The organism is Streptomyces durbertensis (assembly GCF_014156695.1).
Lineage (GTDB): Bacteria > Actinomycetota > Actinomycetes > Streptomycetales > Streptomycetaceae > Streptomyces > Streptomyces durbertensis.
The window spans coordinates 1-8,335 of sequence record NZ_WMLF01000231.1; the positions used below are offsets into that span (position 1 = coordinate 1).

General features: G+C 74.4%; 4 protein-coding genes and 1 pseudogene. 1 reads left to right on the forward strand and 4 read right to left on the reverse strand.

Annotation, left to right across the window (positions count from 1 at the left end; translation table 11 throughout):
- From GL263_RS16085 to GL263_RS16095, 3 genes and pseudogenes are all read right to left on the reverse strand, one after another.
- Positions 1 to 291, reverse strand: a pseudogene (locus tag GL263_RS16085) (hypothetical protein); the annotation flags it as partial.
- Positions 292 to 300: 9 nt separating this feature from the next.
- Positions 301 to 3,948: a hydantoinase B/oxoprolinase family protein gene (locus tag GL263_RS16090; protein WP_182856410.1), complete on the reverse strand. Its 3,648-nt coding sequence runs from the start codon at positions 3,946 to 3,948 to the stop codon at positions 301 to 303.
- Positions 3,949 to 4,030: 82 nt separating this feature from the next.
- Entirely contained in the window at positions 4,031 to 5,503 is a 1,473-nt protein-coding gene (locus GL263_RS16095) for a HEAT repeat domain-containing protein (RefSeq protein ID WP_182856411.1), read from the reverse strand.
- A 332-nt stretch (positions 5,504 to 5,835) separates the two neighbouring features.
- Between GL263_RS16095 and GL263_RS16100 the strand changes: the two genes are divergently transcribed.
- Positions 5,836 to 7,287: a PP2C family protein-serine/threonine phosphatase gene (locus tag GL263_RS16100; protein ID WP_182856412.1), complete on the forward strand. Its 1,452-nt coding sequence runs from the start codon at positions 5,836 to 5,838 to the stop codon at positions 7,285 to 7,287.
- A 99-nt stretch (positions 7,288 to 7,386) separates the two neighbouring features.
- Here GL263_RS16100 and GL263_RS16105 read toward each other — a convergent pair.
- A partial coding sequence (locus tag GL263_RS16105) for an NsdA family TPR-like regulatory protein (protein ID WP_500294565.1) occupies positions 7,387 to 8,335 on the reverse strand: 949 nt, incomplete at its 5' end.

Here is an 8,335-nt window from a genome sequence, read left to right on the forward strand (position 1 = left end):
GTCGGGGGCCTGGGCGGCGATGCGCGGCAGCAGCCGGGCGATCGTCTCCTCCTGGTCGGCGCCGGTGTCGAAGTCCATCTGGAGGGTGACGACGTCGATGGCGGCGAGCGCCACCTCGGCCATCGCGTAGACGCCGTACTCTCCGGCCAGGTTCGCCTTGCGGACGTCGAGGTCGTGCAGCGGGGCGGTGCAGGCGAGGGCGCGGAGCCGACGGGCCAGGCCCTCGTCTGCTGCCGGGCCCGGCGCGGGGCGGGGCGCGCCGGGCTGTGCGGCGGATACTGCGGTGGTCACCACGACAGGTTAGGCGCTCGGTGTGACATCGGCCGAACCGCCGGGCCTTCGGCCGGATCCCGCCGCGACGGGGCCGTAGCCTCCGCCGCCCGGTGTCTCGACGCGCAGGACGTCGCCGGTGGCGGCCTCGGCGGCGGCGACCCCGGGCAGCTCGGTGACCTGGCCGTTCTCGTGTTCGATCGCGTTGCGGCCGGGCGCGCCGGGCCGGCCGCCGGCCATGCCGTAGGGCGGCACCCGCCGGTGGCCGGTGAGCAGGGCGATCGTCATGGGCCGCAGGAAGCGCAGCCGGCGTACCACGCCGTCGCCGCCGGGCCAGGTGCCTTCGCCTCCGCTGCCGGTGCGGACCGTGAATTCCTCGACGCGCACCGGGTAGCGCCATTCGAGCACTTCGGGGTCGGTGAGCCGGGAGTTGGTCATGTGGGTCTGGACGGCGTCGGTGCCGGGGAAGCCGTCGCCGGCGCCGGAGCCGGAGGCGATCGTCTCGTAGTACTGCACGCTGTCGTCGCCGAAGGTGACGTTGTTCATCGTGCCGGAGCCCTCGGCCTGGACGCCGAGCGCCGCGTACAGCGCGCCGGTGACGGCCTGGGAGGTCTCCACGTTGCCGGCGACCGTGGCAGCCGGGTACGTCGGGGAGAGCATGGACCCCTCGGGCACGCGGACGGTCAGCGGCACCAGGCAGCCGCTGTTGAGCGGGATGTCCTCGGCGACGAGGGTGCGGAAGACGTAGAGGACGGCGGCCATCACCACCGAGCGGGGGGCGTTGAAGTTGTCCTCGCGCTGCGGGGAGGTGCCGGTGAAGTCGATGACGGCGGCTCGGGCCGCGTGGTCGACGGTGACGGTGACCTGGATCACGGCGCCGCTGTCCGTCGTGTACCGGTACGACCCGTCCCGTAGTCCGGTGACGATGCGGCGGACGGACTCCTCGGCGTTGGCGCGTACGTGCCGCATGTACGCCTGCACGACGTCGATGCCGAACTGGTCGATCATGGCGCGCAGTTCGCCGACGCCTTTCTCGTTGGCGGCGATCTGGGCGCGCAGGTCGGCCAGGTTGGCGTCCGGGTTGCGGGAGGGGTGCGGCCCCCGGGTGAGCAGTGCGCGGGTGGCCTCCTCGCGCAGGACGCCGTCGCGGACCAGCAGCCAGTTGTCGAAGAGCACCCCCTCGTCGTGCACGCTGCGGCTGAAGGCGGGCATCGAGCCGGGTGTCAGTCCGCCGATCTCCGCGTGGTGGCCCCGGGAGGCGACGAGGAACAGCAGGTCCGTGCCTCCGTCGTCGAAGACCGGGGTGACCACCGTGACGTCGGGCAGGTGGGTGCCGCCGTGGTACGGGTCGTTGATCGCGTACACGTCGCCCGGCCGCATCGCGCCCTCGTTGCGGTGCAGGACCTCCTTGATCGACTCGCCCATGGAGCCGAGGTGGACCGGGATATGCGGGGCGTTGGCGATGAGGTTGCCCTCGGCGTCGAAGAGGGCGCAGGAGAAGTCGAGCCGCTCCTTGATGTTGACCGAGTGGGCGGTGTTCTCCAGGCGCACGCCCATCTGCTCGGCGACGGCCATGAACAGGTTGTTGAAGACCTCCAGCTTCACCGGGTCCACCTCGGTGCCCACCGCGCTGGTCGCCGGGCGCGGGGTGACCCGGTCGAGCAGCAGGTGCCCGCGCGGGTCGACGCGGGCGCGCCAGCCGGGGTCGACGACGGTGGTGGCGTCCGCCTCGGCGACGACGGCGGGCCCGGTGACGGTGTCGGTCGGGCGGAGCGAGGCGCGGTGCCGCAGTGCGACGTCCTGCCAGCGGCCGCCGGTGTACATCCGCACCCGCTCCGGGGGGCGGACGGTCGCGGGCTCGGGCGCGGCGGCGGGGTGCGGGGTGTGACCGCCGGCGGAGCCTACGGACTCCACGACCACGGTCGCCGCGACGAGCGGCTTGTCCATGGTGAAGCCGTAGCGGGCGCGGTGGGCGCGGTGGAACGCGGCGGCCATGGCGTCCGGTTCGTCGAGCGGCACCGGCAGGGTGGCGTCGGTGCCGGCGTAGCGCAGGTGGAGGGTGGCGGTGGTGCGGACGGTGTCGGGGGCGACGCCGTCCTCGGCGAGCTGGCCCGCGGTGCGTTCGGTGAGTTCGCCGGCCAGTCGGCGGACGGCGGCCAGGGTGTCCGCGTCCAGTTCGCGTTCGACGGACTGCTCGCGCATCGCGGTGGCGTCCGCGACGCCGATGCCGTACGCGGACAGCACGCCGGCGAGGGGTGGCACGACCACGCTGTCCACGCCGAGCGCGTCGGCGACCGCGCAGGCGTGCTGTCCGCCGGCGCCGCCGAAGCTGGCGAGGGTGTAGCGGGTGACGTCGTGGCCGCGCTGGACGGAGATCTTCTTCACCGCGTTGGCCATGTTGAGCACGGCGATCTCCAGGAAGCCGGCGGCGACCTCCTCGGGGGTGCGCCGCACGCCGGTCGCCTCGGCGGCCCGGTCCGCCAGCTCGGTGAACCGCTCGCGGACGGTGTCGGCGTCCAGCGGCTGGTCGCCGCCGTCCCCGAAGACGTGCGGGAAGTGGGCGGGTTGTACGCGGCCGAGGAGGACGTTGGCGTCGGTGACGGTGAGCGGCCCGCCGCGCCGGTAGCCGGCCGGGCCCGGCACCGCGCCGGCGGAGTCCGGGCCGACGCGGAAGCGGGCGCCGTCGAAGTGCAGCACCGAGCCGCCGCCGGCGGCGACGGTGTGGATGTCCATCATGGGCGCGCGCATCCGCACCCCGGCGACGTGGGTGTCGAAGGTGCGTTCCAGCCTGCCCGCGTAGTGCGAGACGTCCGTGGAGGTGCCGCCCATGTCGAAGCCGATCACCCGGTGCCGGCCGACCTCCGCGCAGGAGCGGGCCATGCCGACCACTCCCCCGGCCGGCCCGGACAGCACGGCGTCCTTGCCCCGGAAGTGACCGGCCTCCCGCAGCCCGCCGCCGGACTGCATGAACATCAGCCGCACGTCCCGCAGTTCGCTCGCCACCTCCTCGACGTAGCGGCGCAGGACCGGTGAGAGGTAGGCGTCGACGACGGTGGTGTCGCCGCGCGGCACGAGCTTGATCAGCGGGCTGACCTCGTGCGAGCAGCTGACCTGGTGGAAGCCGGCTTCGACGGCCAGGCGGGCGATCTCCCGCTCGTGGTCGGGGTGCCGGTAGCCGTGCAGACAGACCACGGCGGCCGAGCGCAGGCCGCTTCGGCGCGCGGCGCGCAGCCGGGCGGCGGTCTCCTCGACGTCCAGCGGACGCACGGTGCTCCCGTCGGCGGCGACGCGTTCGGGTACCTCCACGACCTCGTCGTACAGCGCCTCGGGAAGCACGATGTGCCGGTCGAACAGGCGCGGCCGGTTCTGGTAGGCGATCCGCAGCGCGTCGCGGAAGCCCTCGGTGATCACCAGCGCGGTGGGCTCGCCCCGGCGTTCGAGGAGGGCGTTGGTGGCCACGGTGGTGCCCATCTTGACCATCGCGACGCGCTCGGCGGGCACCGGTTCGTCCGCGGCGAGTCCGAGCATCCGGCGGATGCCGGCGACGGCGGCGTCCCGGTAGCGCCCGGGGTCGTGGGAGAGCAGCTTGTCGGTGACAAGACGCCCGTCGGGCCGGCGGCCCACCACGTCGGTGAAGGTGCCGCCCCGGTCGATCCAGAATTCCCAGCGTCCGCTCATGCGGTCATCGTGCCAGGGCGCGTCCGCGCTCCGCGGCTGCCGTCCGGTGATCGAGTCGCCGCCGCGGCCCGGGAGGTGGGGATCAGCCGGCGGCGTGCGGGCGCAGCCGGCCGCGCACGGCGCTCTGCACGTCCGCCTCCTCGGCGGGGTCGGCCGCCAGGTTGCGCAGCCGTTCGACGACCCGGTCCTCACCGGTGGCGGCGAACCGCGCGGCGATCTCCCGGGTGGACTGCTCGCAGTCCCACAGGCACTCGACCGCGAACCCGGCGGCGAAGGCCGGGTCGGTGGCGGCGAGCGCGCGGGCGAGCCGGCCGCGCAGCTGGGAGGAGGCGGTCTCCCGGTAGAGGTGGCGCAGGACGGGCGCGGCGCAGCCGATGGCAAGTCTGCCGACGCCGTCGACCAGCGCCGGGAGGGCGGGCGCGTCGGCACCCTGGAGGCGGACCACCCGGCGCAGGGCGCCGAGCACCACCGCGGCGTCCTGCTCACCGCCCTGGCAGGCCAGCATGACGGCGGCCGCCTCGGCGAGTTCGTCGTCCCCTCCGGCCCAGGAGCGGGCCCGGGTCAGCGCGCGCTCACCGCGCATCCGGCCGAACGCCTCACGGGCGGCCTCGGCGACCTGGTGCGGGGCGGCGGCACACGCCGTCTCGACCAGGTCGAGGACCGCCGGGTCGTCGCGTTCCGCCAGGTGGCGCAGGGCCGCGACGCGGGCAGCGGGCGGCCCGTCGGTGGCCGCGGCCAGCAGCCGCGGACGGTCCTCCGGGCCTGCGACGGCGGCCAGGCATCGGGCGGCGGCCGCCTCCCGCCGCCGGCAGAGCTGGTCGAGGTCCTCGGGCCCGGTCGGGTCGCCGTCGGCGGGTTCGGGGACCTGCTGGGCCCACTCCAGCACCTCCGCGACGCTCCAGCCGGGCCGGGGGCCCTGGGAGCGCAGCTGCCGGGACCACCGGTCGAAGGAGTGCCGCTCCCTGACCCTCGCCAGGCGCTCCCGTTGGCCGCGCCGTTGCGGGTCCTCCTCCCACAGCCGCCACGGGCGCGGCTCGTACGCCTCCCGCATGGCCTCCGCCAGCGCGGCGTCGCCGTCCGGGTCGTCGGGGAAGCGGGCGAGGACCGCGGGGCCGAGCGAGCGCAGGCCGGTGTCGTCGTCGCGCACGGCGAGTTCGTCGAGCGCCCACTGCCAGTTGTGTCCCTCGGCGGTGTAGCGGCGCAGGAGGCGCAACGCGCCGGCGTCGCCGTAGGAGAGGAGGTGGCCGAGGACGGACAGGGCCAGTCCGGTGCGCTCCTCGCGCGGGTCGAGCTGGTCCTGGTCGCTGAAGAGGTGGGCTTCCAGCTCGGCCAGGCCGGCCCGCAGGTCACGGTGCAGCCGCGCGTAGTAGAGGGAGCGGTGCTCGATCTGCCAGTCGCGCCGCGGGTCGTGTCGCAGACAGTGGTGGAGCGCGGCGAGCGCCTCGGAGCGGGGCGCCGCCAGAGCGTGCAGCGTGCCGTCTCCCCGGCCGCGCTGTAGCAGGCCCAGCAGCGTTCCGCTGGGCGCTATGTCTGGAACGACGTATTCGGCGAACATGTGGTCAGCATCCGGTGCGGGGGACGGGACTGGCAACGGGATTTCCGCTTTGTGACCTGCGTGGGTCTCCGGTGGCCCGTGCGCGGCTTGCGGCACCATACCCGCCCCGGAGGGGTCGGTAACCACCCCCGGAGGCCGGTGTCCGGCCCGAAGGGGCCTGGAGGGGCCGAAAGAGTACGGAGCGCCCCCGACGGGCCATTGGCATATGCCAGAAGCACCACCGTATCGGGTATTGCCAAATCCCTTACAGGTCGTCGCGCGCTGTGCAAGAGTCGTTACCCGGCAGCCCCCGACCGGCGCCGGACCGGACACGGCTCACTTCGGAGTACGCGATGCCCTCCCATCCCTCCGCGGACCGTCCCGCGACGCCAGCCGAGCACGGCACCCTCGACAGCCTCATCTCCCAGGCCCGCCGACTCCGCGGCCGGGTGGAGGCGGTGCGGCGCACGGCCGGCGGCACGGAACCGGACGACGCGCTCAGCAGCGAGCGCCGCTGGCAGCGGGCGCTGTGCGAGCTGGCCGTCCACCACCTCGAGGACCTGGGCCGCCATCTCGGCCAGCTGCGCGACGGACCGCCGGCCCGGCCGGCCGGAACCGCGACGCTCGACCGCCAGGTGCAGCCCTCGCCGGCCGCCGCCGTGGGCCGGGCCGGCAGCGCCGAGTGGAACCTGCTCACCGACGAGGTCACGTGGTCGCCCGAGCTGTACACGGTGCTCGGCCGCGAGGAGGCCGACGGCCCGCTCACCCTCGACGAGCTGCCCGCCCTGCTGCTGCCCGAGGACCAGCCCTGGCTGATGACCGCCTTCACGGACTGCCTCGTGGACGGCAAGCCGGTCGACGGGGAGTTCCGCGTCCGCCGTCCGGACGGCGAGGTGCGCACGGTCCACATGACCGCCGAGCCCGTGCTGGACCCCGAGGGCAGCTGCGTCGCGATGTGGGGCGTCCTGCGCGACGTCAGCGAACTCCGCCTGAGCGAGCGCGCGTTGGAACAGACCAGCGAACGCTACGCACGTGAGCGACACCGGGCGCAGACCGAGCACCGGGTCGCGGTGGAACTCCAGGAGGCCGTCCTCCCGCCACGCCGCCAGACCCTGCGGCACCCGAGGCACAGCCGGGAGACCGCCGGCACCCTGGAGATCGCCGCCCACTACCTGCCCTCCGGCACAAGCGCCCTCATCGGCGGCGACTGGTACGACGCGATGGAGCTTCCCGACGGCGCCACCATGCTCACCGTGGGTGACCTCACCGGACACGGCGTCGAGGCCACCTCCGGCATGGCGATGCTGCTCGGCGCCGTCCGGGGCATGGCCCTCGCCGGCGTCGAGCCGGGCGCGCTCATGGGGCACCTGAACCAGCTGCTCGACAGCGCCGCCCAGCCGGCCCTCGGCAGCGCGCTGTGCTGCCACTACGAGCCCCGCACCCGCAACCTGACCTGGGCGCAGGCCGGCCACCCCGCCCCGCTGCTCTACCGCGCCGGCCAGGGCCGCCCGCTGGCCCAGCCCGAAGGCGTCCTGCTCGGCGCGATGAGCGGCGCCCGGTACGGCCAGTGCACCCAGCAGCTGGAGCCCGGCGACCTGCTGGTGCTGCACACCGACGGGCTGGCGCCGCGCAGCGCCAGCCTGGAGGACGGCGCCCGGTCGAGCGCCGCCCGTCTGCTGGAGCTGGCCCCCCGGTTCGCGGAGGCGAGGACCGCCCGGGAGTGCGTGCGCGCGGTGGTGGAGGAGTTCGGGGAGGCCGAACGCGAGGACGACGCCTGCGCGTTGATCGCCCGCGTCTCCGAGTGACCCGGCGAGTGACGTGGCGCGGTCGCGTGACCCGCTGCCGGCGGGCTTGCGGGCCCGGACACCGGGTCGCGCCCCGCTCAGGCCCTCGCCTCGCCCCGATCAGATCTTCAGAGCGCGCGGTGACTTGACCGTGCCGCCGCCGGGGCTGCTGTGCGGGGCCTTGGGCAGGGTCTCCTTCAGCTCCTGCCGCAGGTCCTCGATCCTGGGATAGCCGGCGTACTGGCCGGTCAGCCGGTACATCTCCCGAAGCCGGTCCCAGGTGCGGTGCGAGGAGGTCTCGCCGATCGACACCAGTGCCAACCGGGCGTAGCGGTCGGCCTGTTCGGGGTCGTCGGCGATGAAGCACGCCGAGGCGAGCGAGATGTAGTCGAAGATCTGCGACCGCTGGTGGCCGTTCCCCCGCAGTTCCAGAGCGAGCTTCGCGTGCTTCTCCGCCGTCTTCGCGGCGGCCGGGTCGAACTCGGCGAGGGTCCGGAAGGCGAGGGCCTGCATGCCGTGCAGGTCGGCCTCGTCGAACATCTGCATCCAACTCGGCGGCGGCACGTCGCTCTTGTCGGAGACGAACAACTCCTCGGCCTGGCCGAGGGTGCGGCGCATGGCCTGGCCGCGTCCCATCGACGCCTGCGCCCAGGCCTCGATGGTGTGCAGCATCGCCCGGGTGCGCGGCAGGGTCTCCTCCCCCGATCCGGCCTTGGCGAGCTTCATCAGGTCCAACGCGTCGTCCGGCCGGCCCAGATGGACCATCTGCCGGGCGGCGCGGGAGAGCGCCTCGCCGGCGCGCGGCCGGTCACCGCCCTCGCGGGCGGCGTGCGCGGCGATCACGAAGTACTTCTGCGCCGTGGGTTCCAGGCCGACGTCGTGGGACATCCAGCCGGCGAGCACCGCGAGGTTCGCGGCCACCCCCCACAGTCGGCGCCGCAGGTGCGGCGGATGGTCCTGGTAGGCGAGCAGGCCGCCCACCTCGTTGAGTTGGCCGACCACGGCCTTGCGCTGGAGACCGCCGCCCCTGGCGGCGTCCCAGGCGCGGAAGACCTCCACGGAGTGTTCC

Bases quoted from the DNA above. Each gene is read 5' to 3' on its own strand.
- GL263_RS16090 (WP_182856410.1), bottom strand. From the start codon at position 3,948: ATGAGCGGACGCTGGGAATTCTGGATCGACCGGGGCGGCACCTTCACC.
- GL263_RS16095 (WP_182856411.1), bottom strand. From the start codon at position 5,503: ATGTTCGCCGAATACGTCGTTCCAGACATAGCGCCCAGCGGAACGCTG.
- GL263_RS16100 (WP_182856412.1), top strand. From the start codon at position 5,836: ATGCCCTCCCATCCCTCCGCGGACCGTCCCGCGACGCCAGCCGAGCAC.